This window comes from Myroides sp. WP-1 (assembly GCF_014145635.1).
In the GTDB taxonomy this organism is placed as follows: Bacteria; Bacteroidota; Bacteroidia; order Flavobacteriales; family Flavobacteriaceae; genus Flavobacterium.
On the sequence record NZ_JACHTC010000001.1, the window covers coordinates 150,576 to 174,180 of the forward strand.

At 36.8% G+C, this 23,605-nt stretch carries 12 protein-coding genes; 9 read left to right on the plus strand and 3 right to left on the minus strand.

The genetic code is table 11. From position 1 onward, the window contains the following. The first annotated feature begins 1 nt into the window (after position 1). On the plus strand, positions 2-622 hold the full coding sequence (locus H4K33_RS00685; protein WP_182646581.1) for an L-threonylcarbamoyladenylate synthase: 621 nt from the start codon (positions 2-4) through the stop codon (positions 620-622). Positions 623-770: 148 nt separating this feature from the next. Next, entirely contained in the window at positions 771-1,964 is a 1,194-nt protein-coding gene (sucC, locus tag H4K33_RS00690) for an ADP-forming succinate--CoA ligase subunit beta (protein WP_182646582.1), read from the plus strand. A gap of 253 nt (positions 1,965-2,217) precedes the next feature. Here sucC and clpB read toward each other — a convergent pair whose 3' ends face one another. Then, complete coding sequence (clpB, locus tag H4K33_RS00695) at positions 2,218-4,803, minus strand: ATP-dependent chaperone ClpB (protein ID WP_182646583.1); 2,586 nt, start codon at positions 4,801-4,803, stop codon at positions 2,218-2,220. 159 nt (positions 4,804-4,962) lie between these two features. On the opposite strand from clpB, the gene ytxJ reads away from it, so the two are divergent. Further along, on the plus strand, positions 4,963-5,301 hold the full coding sequence (ytxJ, locus tag H4K33_RS00700; protein WP_182646584.1) for a bacillithiol system redox-active protein YtxJ: 339 nt from the start codon (positions 4,963-4,965) through the stop codon (positions 5,299-5,301). Between the two features lie 211 nt (positions 5,302-5,512). Here the strand turns inward: ytxJ and H4K33_RS00705 are convergent, their stop codons facing one another. Together H4K33_RS00705 and H4K33_RS00710 are read right to left on the minus strand one after the other, a co-directional pair. After that, positions 5,513-6,592 (minus strand): alpha/beta hydrolase, encoded by a 1,080-nt coding sequence (locus H4K33_RS00705; protein WP_182646585.1) that lies wholly within the window; start codon positions 6,590-6,592, stop codon positions 5,513-5,515. Between the two features lie 72 nt (positions 6,593-6,664). Next, positions 6,665-7,129: a GNAT family N-acetyltransferase gene (locus H4K33_RS00710; RefSeq protein ID WP_182646586.1), complete on the minus strand. Its 465-nt coding sequence runs from the start codon at positions 7,127-7,129 to the stop codon at positions 6,665-6,667. A gap of 106 nt (positions 7,130-7,235) precedes the next feature. Between H4K33_RS00710 and H4K33_RS00715 the strand changes: the two genes are divergently transcribed. The 6 genes from H4K33_RS00715 (at position 7,236) to H4K33_RS00740 (ending at position 23,503) form a co-directional block, all read left to right on the plus strand. Next, a complete protein-coding gene (locus H4K33_RS00715; protein ID WP_182646587.1) occupies positions 7,236-9,011 on the plus strand; it encodes an ABC transporter ATP-binding protein in 1,776 nt (591 codons plus the stop codon). 486 nt (positions 9,012-9,497) lie between these two features. Beyond that, positions 9,498-9,719 carry a DUF2798 domain-containing protein gene (locus tag H4K33_RS00720; RefSeq protein ID WP_182646588.1) on the plus strand — a complete coding sequence of 74 codons (222 nt, stop codon included), beginning with the start codon at positions 9,498-9,500 and terminating at the stop codon, positions 9,717-9,719. Position 9,720: 1 nt separating this feature from the next. Continuing rightward, the gene (gene ribB, locus H4K33_RS00725) at positions 9,721-10,368 is read left to right on the plus strand and encodes a 3,4-dihydroxy-2-butanone-4-phosphate synthase (RefSeq protein WP_182646589.1); all 648 of its coding nucleotides are present in this window, start codon (positions 9,721-9,723) and stop codon (positions 10,366-10,368) included. A 4-nt stretch (positions 10,369-10,372) separates the two neighbouring features. Beyond that, the gene (locus H4K33_RS00730) at positions 10,373-10,936 is read left to right on the plus strand and encodes a Crp/Fnr family transcriptional regulator (protein WP_182646590.1); all 564 of its coding nucleotides are present in this window, start codon (positions 10,373-10,375) and stop codon (positions 10,934-10,936) included. Between the two features lie 743 nt (positions 10,937-11,679). After that, positions 11,680-21,879 carry a hypothetical protein gene (locus tag H4K33_RS00735; RefSeq protein WP_182646591.1) on the plus strand — a complete coding sequence of 3,400 codons (10,200 nt, stop codon included), beginning with the start codon at positions 11,680-11,682 and terminating at the stop codon, positions 21,877-21,879. A 64-nt stretch (positions 21,880-21,943) separates the two neighbouring features. Continuing rightward, the gene (locus H4K33_RS00740) at positions 21,944-23,503 is read left to right on the plus strand and encodes a hypothetical protein (RefSeq protein WP_182646592.1); all 1,560 of its coding nucleotides are present in this window, start codon (positions 21,944-21,946) and stop codon (positions 23,501-23,503) included. Positions 23,504-23,605 lie beyond the last annotated feature (102 nt).

The window sequence follows — 23,605 nt, forward strand, 5'->3', positions numbered from 1 at the left end:
TATGGCGCAATTTGTCAAAATATATCCAGAGAATCCGAATGAAAAGGAGATTAATAAGGTGGTGGAAGTACTTCGCGATGGGGGATTGATTATCTATCCTACGGATACCGTATACGGATTGGGGTGTGATATTACCAATACCAAGGCATTAGAACGCATTGCCCGCATCAAAGGCATTAAACTAGAGAAGGCTAACTTCTCGTTTGTGTGCCATGATTTGAGCAATATTTCAGACTATATCAAACAAATTGATACCGCTACCTTTAAAATACTAAAAAAAGCGCTGCCCGGACCTTATACCTTTATTCTGCCAGGGAGTACCAACTTGCCTAAAGAATTTAGAAAGAAAAAAACCGTGGGAATTCGCGTGCCAGATAACAACATCGCCAGAGAAATTGTCCGTAGATTGGGAAATCCTATTGTTTCAACTTCCATCTATGATGAAGATGAAATTTTAGAGTATACCACAGATCCCGAATTGATCTTAGAGAAGTGGAATAATACAGTAGATTTAATTATCGATGGGGGATACGGTGATAATCAGGCTTCTACCGTAATCGATTTATCTGGATTTGAACCGGAAATCATAAGAGAAGGTAAAGGATCTATTGATATTTTCTAAATCTAACGAATACAAATCAAATATTTTTTAAAATTAATAAAGTTAAATCTAAGAATAAATAGGACTTATCTAGAATTAAATTAGGGAATTTAAAACCTAATTATTATTTTTGTGTCTGTTTATTTTTAAAAGCTAAACGTATTACACTATGAATTTACATGAATTTCAAGGTAAAGAAATATTAGCTAGCTACGGGGTAAGAGTACAACGTGGGTTAGTAGCTAACAACGCAGATGAAGCTGTTGAAAAAGCAAAACAACTTACAGAAGAAACTGGTACAAGTTGGTATGTAGTAAAAGCTCAAATCCATGCAGGAGGAAGAGGTAAAGGAGGAGGAGTAAAGTTAGCTAAGAACTTAGATGAAGTAAAAGAGCTAGCTGGAAAAATCATCGGAATGGACCTAATTACTCCACAAACTCCACCAGAGGGGAAAAAAGTAAATAGAGTTTTAATCGCAGAAGATGTTTACTATCCAGGTGAAAGCGAAGTTAGCGAGTTCTACATGTCTGTATTATTAGACCGTGCTAAAGGTAGAAATATGATTATGTATTCTACTGAAGGAGGAATGGACATTGAAGAAGTTGCTGAAAAAACGCCACACTTAATCTTCAAAGAAGAAATCGATCCAGCTGTTGGATTACAAGGTTTCCAAGCAAGAAGAATAGCATTTAACTTAGGTTTATCAGGAAATGCATTCAAAGAAATGGTTAAATTCGTTGATGCTTTATACAACGCTTACATCGGAAGTGATTCTTCTATGTTTGAAATTAACCCAGTATTAAAAACATCTGACGATAAAATTTTAGCAGTTGATGCTAAAGTTACAATCGATGACAACGCATTATACAGACAAAAAGTATACGCTGAGTACAGAGATATCACAGAAGAGCGTCCAATCGAAGTTGAAGCTAAAGAAGCAGGATTAAACTATGTAGATTTAGATGGAACTGTTGGATGTATGGTTAACGGTGCTGGTTTAGCAATGGCTACGATGGACTTAATTAAATACGCAGGTTTTGAACCAGCAAACTTCTTAGACGTAGGAGGAACAGCTGATGCTAAACGTGTTGAAGTAGCTTTCCGTATTATCTTAAAAGATCCAAACGTAAAAGCTATTTTAATTAACATCTTCGGAGGAATCGTTCGTTGTGACCGTGTTGCTCAAGGAGTTGTTGATGCATACAAAAACATGGGTGACGATATTAAAGTGCCTATTATTGTACGTCTTCAAGGAACAAACGCTGAATTGGCAAAAGAATTGATTGATCAATCAGGTATGCCAATCTTATCAGCTGTAGCTTTCCAAGAAGCAGCAGATCAAGTAAAAGTAGCTTTATCATAAATGGTTAAGAGTGATGAGAAAAGAGTGAATTTCGCAATGTAAGAAATTTACACTTATTTCTAAAAGAATCTTACACCATCACAACAAGATATAAAAAGCAGTAAACGAAAGTTTACTGCTTTTTTTGTGAACAGTTAACAGTGAACGGTTGACAGCCAACAACCAACAAAAAAAGAACCAACCCTTTAAAGGATTGGTTCTTGTTAATTTAGAAGATTTTCTGTTAACTGTCAACAGTTAACCGTCAACCAATTTATTTATTTCTAAAAACTAATTCGTCATTGAAAGAGTCAAGTAAAATCATGCTCTCTGCTTTGACGTTTCCTGCTAAAATTTCCTTCGACAGCTTATTTAATACTTCTCGCTGAACAACGCGTTTTACAGGTCTAGCTCCAAATTGTGGATCAAACCCTTTGCGCGCTAGGAAATCTTTCGCTTCTTTTGTTGCTTCCAGATGGATATTTTGTTCATTTAACATTTTCATTACCCCTTGTAGCTGAATATCAACAATTTGAAGGATGTTGTCTTGAGTTAGAGGCGTAAACATTACCACTTCATCAATACGGTTCAGGAATTCTGGACGTACGGATTGTTTTAAGACATTCAATACCTCTTCTTTTGCTTCTTCAGCAGCTTGCTCCATATTGGTAATTTGTTCAAACTTCTCTTGAATAATGTGACTACCCATGTTGGAAGTCATAATAATGATCGTGTTTTTGAAATCCGCTAAACGCCCTTTATTATCCGTTAAACGCCCTTCATCTAATACTTGAAGGAGGATATTAAACGTATCCGGATGTGCTTTTTCAATCTCATCTAAGAGCACAACAGAATATGGTTTTCTACGTACAGCTTCAGTTAATTGTCCACCCTCATCATATCCAACATATCCTGGAGGTGCTCCAACTAATCTACTTACACTGTGGCGCTCAGAGTATTCGCTCATATCGATACGCGTCATGGCATTTTCATCATCAAAGAGATACGTTGCTAATGCTTTGGCTAGTTCTGTCTTACCAACCCCTGTTGTTCCTAAGAACAAGAAAGAACCAATTGGTTTTTTCGGATCTTGTAATCCAGCTCTGCTTCGACGTACGGCATCGCTAATGGCTTCAATAGCTTCTTCTTGACCAACCACGCGTTTGTGTAGCTCATCTTCCAAGTGGAGGAGTTTTTCCCTTTCACTTTGCAACATTTTTGTTACAGGTACACCTGTCCATTTCGCAACAACCTCTGCAATATCATCACTAGTTACCTCCTCTTTAATAAGAGAATGCCCTTTTTGATTTTCTTCCAGTTGCGCTTGTGCACGTTCTAATTCTTCTTGTGCCTGTTTAATCTTGCCATAGCGCAATTCTGCAACCTTACCATAATCTCCTTCACGTTCTGCTTTTTCAGCCTCTAGTTTGAACGTTTCTATTTCTTGTTTGCAGGTTTGCACGCGATCAACAACCTCTTTTTCTGATTGCCACTTCGCAAAAATTTCGTTGCGTTCTTCTTTTAAATTGGCAACTTCCAAACCGAGGAGTTTTAATTTATCCTCGTCATTTTCTCTTTTAATTGCTTCAATCTCAATCTCCAATTGCATAATTTTTCGATCTAGTACATCGAGTTCCTCTGGTTTGGAGTTGATTTCCATACGTAATTTTGCAGCCGCTTCATCCATTAAATCAATGGCTTTATCTGGTAAAAAACGATTGGTTATATAGCGTTCAGATAAGTTAACTGCTGCGATAATAGCTTCGTCTTTGATTCGAACTTTGTGGTGTGCTTCATATTTTTCTTTGATTCCACGCAAAATAGAAATCGCACTCTCCGTATCAGGCTCATCGACAATTACCTTTTGAAAACGGCGTTCTAGGGCTTTGTCTTTTTCAAAGTACTTTTGATACTCATCCAAAGTAGTAGCACCAATAGAGCGTAGTTCACCACGTGCTAATGCCGGTTTTAAAATGTTTGCCGCATCCATTGCACCATCACCACCTCCAGCACCAACTAGAGTGTGAATTTCGTCAATAAACAAAATAATTTGCCCCTCAGAAGAAGTTACTTCTTTGACAACCGATTTCAGTCTTTCTTCAAATTCACCCTTGTATTTTGCACCAGCAATCAAAGCTCCCATATCAAGTGAGAAGATTTGTTTGTCTTTCAAATTTTCGGGAACATCTTGCTGAATAATACGATGCGCAAGTCCTTCTGCAATAGCTGTTTTACCAACTCCAGGCTCACCAATTAGCATCGGGTTATTCTTGGTTCGACGACTTAGAATTTGCAAGACACGTCTAATTTCTTCATCACGTCCAATAACAGGATCTAATTTCCCTTCATAAGCCAATTTTGTTAGGTTATTGGCGTATTTATTCAGTGAATTATAGGTCTCTTCTGCAGAAGCAGAGGTTACACGTGCACCATTGCGAATTTCTTGAATCGCTGCTTCCAATTGTTTTTCAGTAGCTCCTTGGTCTTTCAACATTTGAGCAACCGTGCTTTTCGATTTGAAAATCGCTAATAACAAATGCTCGATGGAGACATATTCATCTTTCATCTTCGTAGCGATAGCTTGAGCCTCTGTAAGTGCAGTGGCTGCTTCTCTAGACAAGCCAATCTGACCGCCTTCTACTTTTGAAAAACGACTAATCGTTGCATCTAAAGCAGATTCAAAAGCAGATACATTGATGTTTAATTTCTTTAAAATAAATGGAGTAACGTTTTCATCCACCTCTAAAATAGCTTTAAAAAGGTGTTCGTTCTCAATTTGTTGCTGCCCTAATCCTTGTACAAGTACTTGTGCACGCTGTAGAGCTTCCTGTGATTTTATTGTAAAATTATTCAAATTCATTTTTCCTTTTTTTTTGTGTTGTACTATTCTTTTTACAAGATGCGTTCCAATTCTAAATTTACGACTTTCTGTCCAAAAAAATTACTATATTTGTATATAATCGTGACAAAAAGTCATAGAATTAATAGAGACCATACTATTTAACTGAAAAAATGTCTTATGAACTGGATTGAACTTACAGAAACATCTACTTTATCGGAACTAATAGCCAACGCATCAAGTAAACCCTATGTTATTTTTAAGAGTAGCCCAACGTGTTACATCAGTAAAATGGCATTGAGAAATTTTGAAGCTTCTTTTACAAATCCAACGCAAGTAGATTGCTATAAGGTTGATGTAAAAAAAGACCGCTTAGTGTCTCTTGATATTGCCGACCGATTTCAAGTACAACACGAATCTCCACAGTTGTTGATCATAGCTGGTGGTAAGGTGGTCTATCATACGTCTCATGAGGGAATTGATGCCGCAGCAACAGAAAAATTACTCTTGCGTTTATAACCTAAGGAAGGAAAATAAAAAAAGTCTATAACACAGTTATAGACTTTTTACTTTTTCATGTACTGCTTAGTCGTAAGGAAACAACATAAATTACCTAAGCATATGGGGACTTGTTGTATTTGTTTACGGTCGTAAAGTACTCGTATCTCCTGTGATTACACAAGTTTTTTTGGGTGAGTACGTTCAATTTTTGAGGGAATCACAAAGCTAATTATAGCCCAATTGATTGTTCTATTGTTGTTGTTGGATACAAGCGTTTGCAATAAGCAATAAAATAATCGACGATTGTTTTTTCTTTTTGTTTGTTGTAATAGGTAATAATGTAGCGAAGATAAGCTTCACTAGGTTGGAAGTCAAAGTTTAGATTTTGACTTAAACGTGCAAAAGATTCTTCGACCAATTTCGGATTATTTTTAATGGCTTTAAAGTTAAGAGGATAATCTTCAAAGATATAGCGCAACCCATCGAGATTGCCTTTTAAGGGAATACTACCGTGATTTTCACCTGTATATTGTTTGTATTGATAAAGTAGTCCTTGAGGCGCTTGCTGTTGGATTAGTGTGTTAAACGCTTGAATAGCACTATAGTGTTCTTCTAAGTGTCCTTTATTTTCACTGTCACCTACTTGCGTTAAAAAAACTTTTCGATGTTGGAAATCCTTTGTTTTTTGCTCTTCGTATGCTTTTAGAATATAGCGATCATCCCACCAAATACTAGGATCGTGTACAATGTAGGCTTGAAACATACTCGTATAATTCAACAGATTGTTTAGCGCTGTAATTCCACCAAAGGAATGTCCGATTAGAATCGCGTAATCACTCGCTCTAAATTGTTGGTGAACAAAAGGTTTTAATTCAGTAGCCATAAATTGAAAGAACAAGTCATTTCCACCAGCTTCGCCTTGTATTTTAGCCTTTTGTTCTACAGTCATTACTTCTTCCTTGCGAGATGTTGGTGTTAAGTCTCTTGTTCGGTTTGTATTGACAACACCTACAACAATCATTTCAGGAATGGCGGGATATGGATATTTTGCCAATTTTTCCATGTACGCTGTTAAGTAGTTGAAATTGCTTTCGCTATCTAATAGATATACAACAGGATAGGATTGAGGTGTTGCTGTACTATCAGTGTAGCTTGGAGGTAAGTAAACCTGAATTTTTCTGTTTTCGCTAAGTACTTTAGACGTGATTTCATATTCATGTCCAATAACAATAGGCGTTTGAGCTAATACAACGCTTGTCGCAAAACAACCGAACGCTAGTGCTACAAGACGCAGAATGGATAGATTCATTTATTTATACTTTGTGTTTAATTACAAGCACAAAGATAATTGTTTATATTTGTTCTAAATAAAAAGAAAACATTATTTTAGTTTATAACGCATGGTTGTGTGAACCACTTCAAAGGCTTGTTCAAGATACAATTGCATTGCTTTCGAATTTTGTTTGAGCACAAGTAGTTCAATGTAGTCCACTTGTTTTTGGGTAGCCCAGTTTTTTACGGCTTCAATCAATTGTTTGCCAATACCTTGATTGCGGTATTCTTCCTCAACATAGAGATCAGCAAAATTGAGATAGCGGTGAGAGACAAAACATTCATAAGGAAGCGTGTGTTCAATAAAAAGAGCAGTCATACCAATGAGGGTATTTTGATTCACTGCTACGAGAAAATCACAATCTTCAGATTCGATGCTTTCTCTTAAAAATGAAATTGCAGGTAGATCGGCCTTAAATGAATAAGGTTGTTGACGTTTTAAATCAGCAAATTGTTTTTGATACAACACCTGTAGTTGAGGAATATCAGAAAGGAGAGCAGGACGAATATGCATTTTTGTTTTTAAAAGTACACCAAAAAAAAGAAGACACAACCATTTTATAGATTTTATTGACACAAATCAATGATTGCAACCTAACTGCTATAGTATCTTTGCTCACATGAATTTATACACGATATTAAAAAAAATAAAACCCTTTATACAACCGTATAGAAGCTTGGTTATCGGAACATTAGTTTTAACAGCCGTTGGCTCCATCGCTGTTCAAGTCAATGCATTAGTACTTCGCTATTTGGTTGATGCGTTAACCGCTGTTGTCAATAAAGAAGAAACCTTGCACTGGGGATTTCAAGTCTTGTTGTGGAGCAGTGTAATTTTAATCCTCAAGGAAATCACTTTTAGTTGTGTACAATTTGGACAACGTTATTTCGGTGAAAAATTGCGCATTTATACCTCTCGGGATATCTCTCAATTGGTGGTTGAGCGCATTTTAACCTTTAAAATGGCTTTTTACACCTCAGAAGAAAACGATAGCGGAAAACTACAAACACGTATTGATCAAGGAATCAGTAGTATTACCCGTTTAGTACAGAATTTCTTCATCGATATTTTACCGTTGTTTGCCAATGCATTTGTTGCTTTATTCTTTATTTATTCTGCTAATGTTTATATTGGTTTAGTCAGTACAGCCATGATTCCGTTGTACTTTTATGTTAGCCAGAAACAAGCCAAAAAGCTAAAGGGATTTAGACGAAAAATGAGAAGTTATCGCGAGAATAAGAACAATGGAATTATTTCGTTAATCAATTCAATTACGGTCATTAAATCCTTTGTACGCGAACCCTTAGAATCAAAAAAACACGAAGAAATTCAATATGATATGACTGAAAATCAGTTGTATACTCGAAAGATGAGTTTTGTGTTTGATGCTGTAAAGAGTTTTATTGAGCAGTTTGGACTAGTTGTAATCATTCTCTTGACCACTTATTTTGTGTTGAAAGGACAAATGAGCGTAGGTATGATTATGTTCCACGTGTTGTTGTTCAACAATGTTACAGCACCTATTCGTCAATTGCACCGCATTTATGATGATGTCAATGATGCGATGATTTATTCCGAGAGCTTTTTTGAAATTATAGAAGCCAATGAAGTAGAAGCATCAGGTTCTTATATTCCTGAAAAGATAGAAGGGCGAATAGAATTAAAAGGTGTGTCTTTTCATTATCCCAATGGAACAAGAGCCTTAAAAGATGTGTCGATGTTAATTGAACCCAATAAAACAACCGCCTTAGTAGGGTTAAGCGGAGCAGGGAAAAGTACAATTATCAATCTGTTGGATAAGTTTTACGAACCCAGTCAAGGACAAATCTTATTAGATGGAGTGGATTTAAGCGCATACGATACGAAAGAACTGCGCAAACACATTGGTTTAGTACTACAGAAGAACCATATTTTTCAAGGTAGTATAGAAGAGAATATTCGATATGGCGATGAAAATGCTACGTTAGAAGAAGTACAAGAAGCAGCGAAGAAGGCTTATATACACGAGCAAATTATCGATCTACCACAAGGATATGATTCCGATGCTCGTTTGCTCTCTGGCGGTCAACAGCAACGAATAGCCATTGCGCGTTTATTCCTAAAAGATCCAGCCATTATTTTCTTGGATGAACCTACAGCAAGTTTGGATGCAATTGCAACAGAACAAATTAAACGAAGTTTAGATGCCATTAAGGAAAATAGAACCGTTATCATTGTATCACATAGTATTTCTCAAATTATCGACGCCCATCATATTGTTGTGATGGAAAAAGGACAGGTAGTGGAGAGTGGTGTTCATGAAGTATTGTATGAAAATAAACAAACCTACCACGAGATATTCTCTGCCATGGCTAATAGTTTGAATCTTGAAAAAATCTCACAAACATTGAGTTAGTTAACGGTTGACGGTTGAATATAAGAAAAGCTAATCCTTTGTAGGATTAGCTTTTTTGTTTGTTGTGCATTGTTTGTTGAATAGAGAATCTTTCTAAATACAGTTAACCGTTTTTTAAATAGCAATTTCATTAGTGAAGAATAGTAACAATTGACCACAGTTGGCGCTATTTTTTTAAGTGATACAGTAAAGTGCAGAATGAGCAAGTATAGTTGTACAGTTTTGGGTAAGTTCATAGTGCGTCCATTAAAAGCTTGTTTTTAGTAGACTCACTATAGATTCACCATGAAGGTACACTTGACTCATAGTAAAGAGGACTATTCTAAAGATTAACGGAGATCAATTCCTATCGTGATTGGTTGGTTGTCTGTTGTTCATCGACAATTGACTAACAACAAACGACAAACAACTCACTCTTTTTTTGACCTATATCAATGTTTTTGGATCAAGATAAGCTGAATTTTGTCTCAGTAAAAAACAAAAAATATGAATAATAAATATTACAAGTATGTCAATACTTTATTCGTGGTAATCCCGATGACTTTAATTATGGCATTTGTTGGGTTGATTAGAAATTACGGATTTCAGGAAGGATGGTTTTTTCTGTTCTTAAAAGCGTGGAGTGTTATGTTGCCTGTGGCTTATGCCTCAGCGTTTATCATTATTCCACGAGCAAGAAAATATGCAGAACAATTAATTAAAAAATAAAATGGAAGACAAACTACAAGCATTTGGAAAGAGCAGTCAAGAACGCGTAGAACGAGCATTGAGCTTTCTAAAGGTTGGAAAAGGAGTATTGTTATTAGATGATCACAATAGAGAGAATGAAGCAGATGTAATTTTTTCTGCCCATTTAATGTCAGAGCAAGATATGGCCTTGTTAATCCGTTATTGCAGTGGTGTTATCTGTTTGTGTTTAACGAATGAAAAAGCAGATACCTTAGCGTTGCCTTATATGGTGGCAGAGAATACAAGTCAATTTCAAACCCCATTTACCATTACGATTGAAGCGGCAAAAGGAGTAACCACTGGACTTTCAGCTGCTGATCGATTAACGACAGTGCGCGCGGCAAGTAATAAAAATGCCCAAACAACAGATTTGTCTAAACCCGGACATATCTTTCCTTTACGAGCGAAGAAAGGGGGCGTATTAGAGCGCAATGGGCATACAGAAGGTAGTGTTGATTTAATGAAATTAGCTGGTTTACCTCCAGAAGCCGTTTTGTGTGAATTGATGAATGACGACGGAACAATGGCGCGTTTACCAGAAGCGATTGAATTTGCCGTAGAACATAAAATGACCGTGCTAACTATCGCAGATATCGTCTATTATCGTACTTTTGTTAGTGAAAAATAACACAATGAAGCAATTAATAACCTACATTCAAGATCGAATTGACGTTACAGAGGAAGAATTAGATTTGATTTTGTCTTTTTTTACCTATGAAAAAGTCAAAAAAGGCGAGCAACTCAACGCTGGAATCGGGCAAACACAAAAATTGTACTTTGTGTGTAAGGGGTGTTTGCGCATTTTTTATATTAATGAAGCAGGACAAGATGCTACGCGTTTTTTTGCCTTTGAAAATCAATTTGCAACAACTTTGGTCAACTTTATCCAAGGAAATAGTACAGATGAGTACATGCAAGCTCTAGAAGAAAGTGATGTGTATGCAATTACACATCATCATTTTTATGAATTACTCGATTTAGTTCCCCAATGGGAAAAATTCTATCGCAAGTATTTGGAGTTTGCTTATATCAACAATACCAGTAGGTTATTTGCCATGGTTACCATGGATGCAGCAACGCGTTATCAAGATTTACTATGTCAAAGCCCCCAAATTGTAAGACGACTACCCAATAAAATTGTCGCTTCTTATCTAGGAGTTTCTCAAGAGACCTTAAGTCGAATCAAAGCAAAATAAACATTTTATACATTTAATTTCCTAACCTATTACAGCGCGCGCTGTAATAGGTTTTTTTTTGTTTTTTACTCAAGAAGTAGAATTAAATAAATAAACGCATTTTGCGAACTATATTGGTGAATTTTAATCAAAATCTAAATTTTTTTTTTGAATTCACAAAAACTAAAGTTATTTGCTTTAAATGTTAAAAATTATGTTTTTTTTAAAATTAAAAAGAAAATAATTTCTTAAACTATTTTATCTAAAATATGAGATAAATCCTTTATATTTATTCCAAAATTTTAAAAATACTCCATTCATTTATAAAAAATAATTGTATTATGTGTTTGGTTTTTTCAAAAAACAATGTTTTATATACTATTTTTTAAAACTTTTGAGCGATCTTAAACTATTAAAATTATGCAAATTAAAAAGCGATAAAGCATACTGTAGTTTGTCCAGAAAAGAGAATAAAGTGTAAAGCGAATTAATAAGAAAATTAACAAGCAATCGAATTATGTGATGGTGTTGATTTGATAAATTTTTAAAATGAATAGGTTTTTTTCTTTTAAAAATGAAAAAAATTGATTTTGAGTGGATTACGAAAGAGGATTAAGTCCTCTTTTTTTAAAAAAATAAGATAAAATTAAATAAGTTCTCATTTGGTATAATATTTGTTAAGTGTAATTATAGTGAAGAAAAATTGTTTTTTTAGTAGTTTTTCTTTCTAAAATAAAATACATAATTGAAATAAATAGTGGTTTATGAAAAAAAATGTACTTTCAGTAGCGTTATTGATGATGTCGGGCTTCGCTTTCGGGCAAGTAGGTATAGGAACTGCGAATCCGAATCCTGCTGCGTTATTAGATGTAGAAGCTAAAGCAGGTAGTTTTAAAGGAGTCTTGATTCCAAGAGTGCCTTTGTCTTCTACAAGTGATAATTCGAGCTTCAACGGAAAAAACACGCCTAATAGTTTATTAGTGTTTAATACGACAGACAATAAAGATCTAAAACCAGGATACTATTATTGGTTTGATAAAAGTTGGGTTCGCCTAATTTCATCTACAGATGATTTGTTAGAAGAATTAGCGATCAATGAAGAACTAGCCGTAAACGTAGCGCAACAAAGCTTGTATTTACGCGATACAAAAAACAACGTTGTATCTGTCCCATTAGCCGATATTAATTTGGTGACAACGTTAACCAGCGAGGGAGATGGAAAATATGTGTATAGATCAGAAGATAATACTGAAACTATAATCGACGTAGCAACAGATGTGATTAATAATATTTCTTTGATCATCAATCAAGAAGAGGTGATTAACGAAATAATTCAATCTATCACAGTAAATGCTAAAGCACTAACAGGCGATGAAAGTATTGAGGTTGTAGGAGGAGAACATGCTGTTTTAGCAACAACGCAATTGCGAATTAAAAATGCGGGAATTACCCCTGCTAAGATTCAACCAGGTGGACTAAAACAATTACTAGTTACCGATGAAAATGGGGTAGTTGCTTGGGTTGACGCTACAGATGATATCATCAAAGAAGTAGTAGAACACAATGAGGTAGTAACCTTATTAGTAGATGGTGGCGATGGAACGTTTACCTATTACAATGAAAAAGGTATTGATGCTAATGGAAATGTCATTCCAAACACTGGAGTTAAATTCGATGCCAATACACTTCGCATTGTCAAATCAGGAGATAATAAATACGAATTTTACGATAAAACGAGTGATACGACACCGATTGCGGTGATTGATGTTGCGGGAAGTGTCATCGAAAATATTACGGAAATCTTAAACGATACAACCGTACAAAACGATATCTACAATGCCGTAGCTGCTCAAGGAAAAGCTGCTACTGCTGCAGATGGTTCGATTCAAGTAGATAACGGAGGGCAAGCAGTATTGAACGAAATGCAAATTTCCGTTGCCAATGCAGGAATTACTCCTGCTAAGATTCAACCAGGTGGATTGAAACAATTACTAGTTACCGATGAAAATGGGGTAGTTGCTTGGGTTGACGCTACAGATGATATCATCAAAGAAGTAGTAGAACACAATGAAGTAGTAACCTTATTAGTTGATGGTGGCGATGGAACGTTTACCTATTACAATGAAAAAGGTATTGATGCTGATGGAAATGTCATTCCAAACGCTGGAGTTAAATTCGATGCCAATACACTTCGCATTGTCAAATCAGGAGATAATAAATACGAATTTTACGATAAAACGAGTGATACGACACCTATCGCGGTGATTGATGTTGCGGGAAGTGTCATCGAAAATATCACAGAAATCTTAAATGATACAACCGTACAAAACGATATCTACAATGCCGTAGCTGCTCAAGGAAAAGCCGCTACTGCTGCAGATGGTTCGATTCAAGTAGATAACGGAGGGCAAGCAGTATTGAACGAAATGCAAATTTCCGTCGCCAATGCGGGAATTACTCCTGCTAAGATTCAACCGGGTGGATTAAAACAATTACTAGTTACCGATGAAAATGGGGTAGTTGCTTGGGTTGACGCTACAGATGATATCATCAAAGAAGTAGTAGAACACAATGAAGTAGTAACCTTATTAGTTGATGGTGGCGATGGAACGTTTACCTATTACAATGAAAAAGGTATTGATGCTGATGGAAATGTCATTCCAGGAATGGGAGTGAAATTCGATGCGAATACCTTGAGAATAAAAGAAAGAGAAGGAAGTACTGGTAAGGGAATCTTCGATTTTTATGATGGAGCAACCACTGTTGAAAGTCCTTTAATGACGATTAATACACGTGCAAAGTCTATTGTATATGAAAATAACTCAACTAGTATTCAAGGTGGAAACGTACAAGATGTTTTAGACAATATTATTCGCAAAGTGGAACAAGCACAAGGTAGTACAGCTTCTTTAAAAGGAAATGGAATCTTAGTGAATAATCAGGCAGAGGTAACGAATGCGGTGTTAAAAGACATAACCTTAACCCTTGCTGATGATGCGGTAACAGAAACTAAAATTTTAGACGGTTCTGTGAATACATTTAAGCTGAGAAATGAAGCCGTTACTACAGCTAAGATAAAACCAGGGGGGCTTAAACAACTATTAGTTACCGATGAAAATGGGGTAGTTGCTTGGGTGGACGCTACAGATGATATCATCAAAGAAGTGGTAGAACACAATGAAGTAGTAACCTTATTAGTTGATGGTGGCGATGGAACGTTTACCTATTACAATGAAAAAGGTATTGATGCTGATGGAAATGTCATTCCAAACGCTGGAGTTAAATTCGATGCCAATACACTTCGCATTGTCAAATCAGGAGATAATAAATACGAATTTTACGATAAAACGAGTGATACGACACCGATTGCGGTGATTGATGTTGCGGGAAGTGTCATCGAAAATATTACGGAAATCTTAAACGATACAACCGTACAAAATGATATCTACAATGCCGTAGCTGCTCAAGGAAAAGCTGCTACTGCTGCAGATGGTTCGATTCAAGTAGATAACGGAGGGCAAGCAGTATTGAACGAAATGCAAATTTCCGTTGCCAATGCGGGAATTACTCCTGCTAAGATTCAACCAGGAGGATTGAAACAACTGTTAGTTACCGATGAAAATGGGGTAGTTGCTTGGGTTGACGCTACAGATGATATCATCAAAGAAGTGGTAGAACACAATGAGGTAGTAACCTTATTAGTTGATGGTGGCGATGGAACGTTTACTTATTACAATGAAAAAGGTATTGATGCTGATGGAAATGTCATTCCAAACGCTGGAGTTAAATTCGATGCCAATACACTTCGCATTGTCAAATCAGGAGATAATAAATACGAATTTTACGATAAAACGAGTGATACGACACCGATTGCGGTGATTGATGTTGCGGGAAGTGTCATCGAAAATATCACAGAAATCTTAAATGATACAACCGTACAAAATGATATCTACAATGCCGTAGCTGCTCAAGGAAAAGCCGCTACTGCTGCAGATGGTTCGATTCAAGTAGACAATGGAGATCAAGCGGTATTAAATGCCATGCAAATTTCCGTTGCCAATGCTGGAATTACCCCTGCTAAGATTCAACCAGGTGGATTAAAACAATTACTAGTTACCGATGAAAATGGGGTAGTTGCTTGGGTTGACGCTACAGATGATATCATCAAAGAAGTCGTAGAACACAATGAAGTAGTAACCTTATTAGTTGATGGTGGCGATGGAACGTTTACCTACTACAACGAAAAGGGAATTGATGCCAATGGAGATATCATTCCAGGTAGCGGAATAGCATTCGATGCTAATACACTAAAAATTGTAAAAACAGCGGATAACAAATACGAATTTTACGATAAAACGAGTAATACTACACCGATAGGAACAATTGATGTAACTAGTAGTGTAATTGAGAATATAACGGAAATACTCAATACAGAAGAAGTACAGAATGAAATTTACAATTCTGTTGCTGCTAATGGAAAGAAAATGGCAAGTAGTGATGGATCTATTTCTGTAACAGGAGGAAATAAAGCAGTCTTAAATGCTGTAACCATCAACATTGAGAATGAAGGAGTAACAGCAGCGAAGATTAAAAATAAAACCATTACAGCAGCTAAAATGGATGTGACAGGAGTTGCTAATGGTGCTGTATTAACTGCTGACGGATTGGGTAACGCTTCGTATCAAACACCAACATCAGTAGTAGCACCAGCGATGCAAGGAGATTTAGTCGGTGAAACCGATGTAATCAACGTAATTGGTGGTGAAAATGTATTATTTGGTGATACAACTAAAAAAGTAACCATCGAAATTAATGCGGGTGGAATTGCCAACGATCATTTAAGACATCAGTCAATCAAAGCAGAGAAATTCGATGCAACGGGTGAAACTGCAGGGCACGTAGCTACAGTTAATGCGGATGGTTCAGTGAGTTACCAAGCCTTAACACCTGCGGCTATTACCAGCAAAGGAGATATTACAACCGATGGTGTTGTAACGGTGAATGATGGAGTAGGTAAAGTATTGGGTAATGTGCATTTTGGAATTAAAAATCAATCGGTTGAAGCTGGAAAATTAGATGCAACAGGAGCGCCAGAAGGAGCGGTAGCAACAGTGAATGCTGATGGATCGGTTGCCTATAAAGTGCTAGAAGCTAGTGCGATTGCTGAAAAAGGAGATATTACAACGGATGGTATTATCAAAGTTGATAATGGTACAGCCAAAGTATTAGCCGATGTCAACTTGAGTATTGAAGATAAATCAATTACTGCTGCTCAAATTACAGATGGAACCATTACAAATGATCAAATTGCAGGAAATACGATTACCGTAGATAAGATATCCGCAGGGAATGAACCGCCAAAACGCGCCTTAGTTATTGATGAATTTGGTGTGGTGAAATGGGGAGAACTAGATGATTTAGTGACGGATGCTGCAGGTAATTTAACAACAGATAATATTGTTGAAATTCAAACAGGTGATGGAATAAACACGTTGTTTAACGATGTAAAACTGGGAATCAAAGACGGTAGTATTACCAACAAACAAATTCAAGATCAAACCATCCAAATTGAAAAATTAAGCAGTATAGGTGCTACAGGAGAAGGAATGATTTTAGTTTCTACTGCAACTGGCGGTTTTGAATATGTTGCCAGAGAGAGTATTGAAACAGATGGAGAGGATTTGAAATTAGATACGGCGCTAGAATTTGTGGAAGGAAATGGAGTGGATGCCGTATTAGTTCCGACAAAAATAGGAGTGAAAAATGCCGGGATTACCACAGTTAAATTAGCAGATGGCGCTGTAACACCAGCGAAGATCAATGCTATTGGAGCAGAGGAAAATGCGGTATTAACAGCAGACGGACAAGGAAATGTAAGCTATAAAAAAATCAATGAAACGGTTTTTGAAGGAACTGAAGCAGATTTAGTATCAGATGGATCGTTGTTAATCCCAGAGGATAATAAAGCAGTTCTAAATGAGTTAACTATTGGTATCGCTGATAGTGGAGTAAAGAACCAACATTTAGAAAATAAGTCGGTTACAGTTTCTAAAATCAATGCAGAAACTGCGGGTAACGGTGCAGTATTGACAGCTGATGGAGCTGGTAATACAACGTTTAAACCTTTAAATGAAGTTGCTCTTGTACAAGGACAAGCTGTTTCTTCTTCGGATCAGTCTATTGCTGTACCTGCAGGTAACAAAGCTACCTTACAACCTTTAGACATTATGGTGGCTACAGGTGGAATTAAGAAAGATCACTTAGCAGCAAAAGCGGTAACAGAAGACAAAATCGGTTCAAACAAACCTGGTGGATTGCTATTAACCACAACAGGACAAGGGGGAGCAGAATTCCGATCTTTAGGACAAGTAATCGGCAACAACGGAAAAGAAATTGTTGGTGAAGAGGGAATTGAAGTCGTAGGCGGACAACAAGCTGCCTTAGCAGATGTGACGCTTTCTATCAAAAATGGAGGCGTTACCAATGAAAAATTAGCCGAAAATGCAGTGGCAACGATCAATGTTCAAGATCAAACCATTACTGCAGCTAAAATACTTGGAGATGAACCAAGACAAATTTTGGGAACAGATGCTAGTGGTCTTGTGAAATGGATGGATGCTGACGATAGCATACTAACAACAATCATCCAAGCCAATGAAATTGTAACGGTATTAAAAGACAATGAAGATGGTACGTTTACGTACTATAACGAAAAAGAAGTTGATGCCGATGGAAATGTAAAACCAAATGCGGTTGGTTCAACTTTTGATGCCAATACATTAAAGATTGTAAATACTGCAGATAAGAAATATCAGTTTTTTGATGGATCTAGTGCTACAGAACCTATTGCCACAATTGATGTAGAAGCATCTGTTATTGAGAATATAACGGAAATCTTAAACGAAACTACCGTTAAAGAAGAAATATATGAAACAGTAGCTGCACAAGGAAAGGCAATTACAGCAAAAGATAACTCAATTGAATTAGTGGGCGGAAGTAAATCTGTCTTAGAAGCGATGCAAATTGCAGTAGCGAATGCCGGAATTACACCTGCTAAGATTGCGCCAGGTATTATAGGACAATTGTTGGTAACTAATGAAGAAGGTAATGTAGCTTGGGTAGATGCAACTAGTGATATTATTGAAACAATTGTCAATACACAAGAAAGAATCACCTTGTTACAAGACAATGGCAATGGTACGTTTACGTATTTTAATGAGAATGATGTTACCAAAGAAGGAACAATTGTAGGAGATGGAATTACGTTCAATGCTAATACACTTCGCATCGATGATAGTGTAGAAGGAAAATATGTATTCTATAATGAGGATTCTGAAACGCCTTTAGCTACAATCGATATCGCAGGAACAGTAATTGAAAATATTACAGAGATCTTAAACAATTCAAACGTTCAAAATGATATTTATAATACTGTTGCTGCGCAAGGAAAAGATGTAACAGGAGATGCGTCGATTGAAGTAACAGGAGGAGAAAAGGCAGCCTTACAAGGGATGGCTATCACGTTGAAAAACGACGGAGTAACCACAGCAAAAATTAAAGATCTAGCTGTAACAGAAAACAAGTTATTTGCAGGTGTAGGAAAAGCAAACCACGTTCCTGTAGCGCAAGCAGACGGAAGTGTGGTATACCAACCCATGGCTGCTGTTGTACAAGGAAAGCAATTAAGTGTAGATCCTTCTTTAGAGATTGTGGGTGATGCTTCTAAAGCAGTGTTACAACCAATTGAGTTAAAAATCAAAGAAGACGGAATTGAGACTGCACATCTTCAAGATCGCGCTGTAACAGCAACAAAAATTAGTGCTCAAGGAGCGGCAGATGGTGCAGTATTAACTGCAGACGGATCTGGAAATGCGGTATTTAAAACCACAGAAGACGCGATTGCTCCAGTGATGAACGGTGATTTAGTAGGGCAAGAAGGAATTATCGTACAAGATGGAACGAATGTTCTCTTTGGGGCTGATGGAACACAAGCTATCATAAAAATTAATGATGGAGGAGTAAGAGGTAAGCACATTGCTGCAAATGCCATTAAGAACAACAACATTGTTGATCAAACCATTGAGGCAACAAAATTAACTGCAGGAGCAGGTGAAGCCAATCGAGTGGCTATGGCAAATGCAGCAGGAGAAGTTGTTTATCAAATACTTTCTGCCGAAATCATGACTGAAAAAGGAGATATTACAACAGATAATATCATTACGGTATCAGACAATGGAGTTGGAAAAGTATTGGCTGATGTTGCTTTAGGTATTGCGAATAATTCTATTCCCGCTACAAAATTGAATGGCGGTGGTGCCAATGCTAATACCGTGGCTATGGTTGGAGCGAATGGCACAACTGTGACGTATGAACCGATTACTCCAGCAAAAATTGTCAACAAAGGGAAAATTACAACAGATAATATTGTGGTTGTAGATAACGGTGTAGACAAAGTATTGGGTGATTTGAAATTGAGTATTAAAAACCAAGGAATCACAACGACACAATTAGCCAATGAAGCAGTTGGAACGGAACAATTAAAAGATAATTCGGTTACTATTGAGAAGATTTCGGCAGAAGGAATTACTGCGGCTAGTATGCTTGTAACACAAGGAAACGGCGTAGCAGAATGGGCAGAATTAGGCGATATTGTAAGCGAAACAGCGGGTGATTTAACAACAGATAATATTATCCAAATTACCAGTGGAGAAGGAGAAAAATCCTTGTTGAAAGATGTAACTTTAGGTATTGCAAATCAAAGCATTACAAGTGATAAACTAAGTTCAAAAGTCAATGGGGTTAATAAAGGTGAAAACTATTTATTAGTTACAAACAATGCAGGTGGTTTTGATTATGTTTTAAAAGAAGCCGTACAAGCAGGTGGTGAAGATTTAGAATTGGGATCTGCTTTAGTATTTACGGAAGAAACAACTGGATTGAACGCTGTATTAGCACCAACTAAGATTGATGTTGCTCCAGGTGGAATTGGAACAGACAAGTTAGCTACTGGCGCTGTTACACCAGCGAAGATTACAGCTGAAAACGCAGCTGAAAATACAGTGTTAACGGCCAATAGTGATGGTACAGTTGCTTTTAAAGCCTTGAGCAATACAGCTTTTGAAGGACAAGGAGAAGATCTAACAACAGATGGATCAATTCAAATAGCAGAAAATAACAAAGCGTTATTGGCAACAACAGCTATTTCCATTGCTGAATTAGGAGTGTCTAATAAACACATCCAAGAAAAAGCAGTGACGCCAAGTAAAATTAGCGCGGTAGCAGGAACAGATCATGCACCAACCGGAACGGTACTAACGGCCGATGGAAATGGAAATGCTATTTTCCAATCGTTTGAAGCATTAGCAACAACGCAAGGAAAGGCCTTATTGAGCGATCCTTCTATAGCAGTTTCTCCAACATCAAACAAAGCTGCCTTACAAGATCTTAGCATCAGTGTAGCTAAAGGTGGTATTAAAAAAGAACACATTGCCACGCGTAATGTAACACTGGACAAATTGAGTACAGATGACTCGGAATATGGATTGATTTTAGGAACAGATGGACAAGGTGGAGTTGAGTTAGTCAATATGGTTGATATGGTGGCTGAATCAGGTAAACGCCTAACAGGTGGTACGGGAATCTCCGTGACAGGTGTGAATGCCGGGCATGCTTTATTAGCTGAAGCAACCGTTAGTATTATCGATGAAGGAGTAACTGAAGCTAAATTAGGGTTGAATGCGGTAACGGAATTAAAAATTGCCGATAAAAACGTAACAGCGGCAAAATTGAGCTCTAAGGTGGGAAGCACGTTTACACGCGCAGGAAATGTACTGACTTCTGATGGTAGAGGAGGTGTAACTTTTGAACCAGCGGCTGCAACAGAAGCTACAGGTAAGATTGATGGAGGAACTTCGCCAATTAGCGTTGTAAACGGTACTAACGCTGTAACTCATGATGTACAGTTAAGTTTGAAACCGACCTCAATTGACGCATCTTATTTAGCTGATAATGCGGTGACGACGAGTAAAATTGAAGCAGCAGCAGTAACAGCTACTAAAATTAAAACAGCTCAAATCCAAGATGGACACTTTACTACTGGAGCAGTAAGCACAAGAGCACTTGCTAATGAAGCTGTTACTAATGCTAAATTAGCCAGTAATGCGATTACAGAAGTGAAAATTCAGACAAACGCGGTAACCTTTGACAAAATTAAACCAGAGTCTATTTATGGGAATGTAGTAAAAGACAAGGGAATTACAGCAAGTAAAATTGATCCATTAAATGCTACAACAGGTCATGTGTTGACAGTAAAATCTAATGGAACAGTAGCTTTTGAGGCACCAACTGGAACCAGTATCACCAGAGGTAATTTAAACAGTAGTTCAACCATTGAAGTAACAAACGGAACAAGTGCTGTATTAAAAGATGTAGAGCTAAAAGTGAAAGGTGGATCAATTAAAAATGAACACATCGCTTATAACTCTATTGGATTTGGAGAGTTAGAAACAGACGCTATCTATGGAGATGTTATTAAAGATGAAGGAGTTTCCGCAGAAAAAATCAGTTCAAAAGACGAAAGTGATAACAATACACCAGAAGGATACGTAATGACCTCTGACGGAACAGGAGGAGCGTCTTTCCAAAAAGCAAAAGGTGGAAACTCAAGTTTCTTCTATGCACCTTCTTTTGTGGTAGAAGTATATCCAGGAAATCAAAATGAAAGAGAAGATGTATATGAAATTTACAAAAGACAATTCCAAAGTGCAATCTCCTCTCGTAATGGAGCAACGCTTAATGTATATCAAGCTAATGAATTAGATTTCTTTATTTTATACTATGATAAAGCTGTTTTTGAAAATGTATCTATAAACGAAGCGGGTATGCTAAAATACGATGTAAAACGCAATGCAGACGTTACAGAAGCTACCTTCTTTAATGTTGCGATGCAACTAAGACAAGACTAAGTGAATAAAAATCCCCTTGTTTCTTTAACAATAGAGAAACAAGGGAATTGTAAATTTTTTATGAATGAAGAATATGAAATATAACCTAGTCATACTACTTATTGGTCTTTTAACCTTTCAAGGATTATTTGCTCAAGTAGAGAACAGAACGTTTCCTTATCACGCTTCTTTGGAAGGAACATCTGCTCCTACCAATATTGTAGAAGAAATTAAAAGTGGTGCACCTACGGGTAGTAATCGATATACCAATGAAGGACTGCGCTTAACCTATGATACAAACAAACACGCACTTAGTGGGTTTTACCTTAAAGATTTAGAGGTAAAAATGAATTACGCTATTGAAATCGACTTTACGTTTGCTACTTCAGATGGTAGAGAATACTATGGTACCTATGGCGATGGAATTAGTTTGTTTTTCTTTGATGCTACTGCTTCCTTTAGTTTGGGAAGTACGGGATCAGGAGTTGGTTATGCTTATAATAGTTCGCCTTCCAATAGACAAGCTGGTTTAAATGGAGCTTATTTAGGAGTGAATTTAGACGTATTTGGAGATGCCAAAGGAAGAATGAATTCAGGAGGCGTTAAAAGAGAAGGAATTTCGGGAATTACTTTTCAAAAACACGATAGCCACATTACCATTCGCGGAGGACAGCACCAAAACGATCGTTATAAAGGATATCCTGTAATTTTTTCTCAACAAACGCAAAGTGGAAGACAATCTAACCCAGATGCAGCCACTGCAAAATTAGATTTTGACACAGGTGAATTTGAAGAAGAATCCTACTCGCCAAGTGTACCTCATTTGCGCACAGAATATGCAAATACAACGAGGTTTAATAAATTTAGTTTTACATACAATCCCATCCATTCTCAATATGAAGAAAAAGGCTCTATTTTACAATTTTATGTCAGAGATTCGTATGGAGCAACTAGTGGAGGTAATTCGGGAGCTATTTTTTATAAAAATTCTTTCCGCACTAGGGATGAAGATGGAGCGCTGTATACTTTCAAAGGTAAGGATATCAATTCTTATAAAATTGGTATTGCTGCATCCACTGGAGATGCTACAGAAACTCATATTATCAAAGATATCAGTGTTCGATTGGTACATGCACCTGTTACTAAAGACAAGAAAATAATTCTTTGTTTGACTGATGGTGGAGATGATCGTGAAGGGTATGTTAGTATTAAAGATCCTTTTCGTGGAGCTACCTTCTATGTAGGAGATCCGGGAGATCCCGGACGACCTAAATTGGGAGATACCTATAATCACATTGATTTTAAATCTGTGCGTTTAGAGGATGAAGAGGGGTATCCATTAGATTATAGAATAGAACAAAGTGCTACAACTTGGAGTCAGATTTACAATGAAAGAGGAGTAGGGGAATGGGATTTAACCTATAATGAATTCGGTGCCACGTTGTATTTTACACCGGCTAATCGCAATATGGAGGAAGGTGACTATGATATTTATATCTCTGCCAAAAGTGTGGAGAAAAATGACGGAAGTCCCTTTGGTTATGAAGATTATCGAAGTAGACCTACCAAGATTACCGTTCAGGCAAAACATTGTAAAGCAGTAGTGAATCCAAGTTTGCCTATTCGAGTGATAGAAGAAGAATAAAGACATAAAAAAAGTAGTATGATCATTCATACTACTTTTTTTTATGGAACTTATCTTGACTTTTTTGATTGAAGTGAAAATTAGCTATTTTGATTCTGATTA